General features: G+C 69.0%; 1 protein-coding gene and 1 pseudogene. One reads left to right on the top strand and one right to left on the bottom strand.

The features are described 5' to 3' along the window. Window positions 1-387: bifunctional DNA primase/polymerase (locus ACF088_RS41250; RefSeq protein WP_392381125.1), on the bottom strand; the 387-nt coding region annotated here is incomplete at its 3' end. Between the two features lie 648 nt (window positions 388-1,035). On the opposite strand from ACF088_RS41250, the pseudogene ACF088_RS41245 reads away from it, so the two are divergent. After that, a pseudogene (locus ACF088_RS41245) lies at window positions 1,036-1,273 on the top strand (phosphatase); the annotation flags it as partial.

The following is a 1,273-nucleotide window of genomic DNA, read 5'->3' as shown; positions in this document are numbered from 1 at the left end:
GACGACCGGGCCGAGCCGCAGCCCGGCGCGGTCGAGCGCGGCGAGGGCGTGGGCGGCCGGCAGGGCGGGCAGGGAGACGGCACACGGGGCACCGCCTCCGGTGGCCATGACGATCGGCGCGGTCGGCCGGTTGGTCCACCACCAGCGCACCATGCGCGCGTCGGTGGTCGCCGCAAGGAGACCGGGGTCGAAGGGGTGCGCGCCCGGCACCGTGCACTCGGGGTCGGGACAGCCGCAGCGCGACCGCGCCCGCGGATCCGCCACCGCGCCCGGGAGCACGGGCCACTGCCATTGTGCCGCGTAGGTGAGGGCCGCGCCGATCAGCTCAGGCCGCCCGTCGTCGTGCTGGGACAGGAGCCTGCGTCGCCTTCCGAGGATCTCGCGCATGAGCGCTCGTTCCTTTCCGTTGCACGCCTGGCAACACCGTGGTCTCTTCACACCATGTGTCGATCACTTCGCTGTGCGTTGCTGGTGGCGCATCACACCCCTGCCGAGAAACGTCCCCCCGGGGCACGCCTCCGCCAAGGGCAAGGGAAACCCCTGTGGGTCGAGCACTGACTGCGTCCGTGACGGTACCGGCCACTGCGTCTATCAAAAGCAAGGCGTGGCGCGGGGGTGGCGAAGTCTGGCGTTTTGCCGTCGCGCGTATTTCTCTCCGCCTCCGCCACGGGAGGATGGGGCACGGTCGTCGGTGGATAGGACGCCCGGGTCCGTCGCCAGGTTCCCGGTGGCCCCCAACCACCCCCGGCTTTCTCCGAGTACGTACCCATCACGACCGCTGTGACGCTCCGTGAAGCACCCCCAGTCGACCGCAACAAGGCGTCCTCTGGGGCAGTTTCAAGCCAATTTCGCTTTTACGCAAGAGGTCGAGAGGAAGGCCGCTCGCACCCCACGGACACCAGGAATCCCGGCAGGACAATGCTGGACATCCCCTTACGAGTGCGTGTACATGTGGAGACACTGCTAGCGGCGCAGAATGACATGGGGGTTTGCGATGCTTTTGAGCAATACGCACCGGCCGGAAAACCGTAGAACATGACAGCGCCCCACTTTCCCAATGTGGCCGGAATCGATTCTGCTGTTCCCGCCCCCGCGCAGACTGTCGCACCCTCTCCGCAGCCTCCGGCCGCGCCCGCCCCGCCCCCTTCGACGGCCGTCCAGGACCGCCTCGCCGGCTGGGTCTCCGACCTCACCACGCTGCACGAACTCACCGAGCGGCTGATCGCCACCGCCACCGTCGACGCCGCCCTGCGGGAGTTGCTCCACGCCGGAG

It is taken from the genome of Streptomyces sp. NPDC015125 (genome assembly GCF_043080045.1).
Classification (GTDB): Bacteria; Actinomycetota; Actinomycetes; order Streptomycetales; family Streptomycetaceae; genus Streptomyces.
Note: the sequence above shows the minus strand (reverse complement) of the source record. Positions and strands in the feature narration are given on the sequence as shown.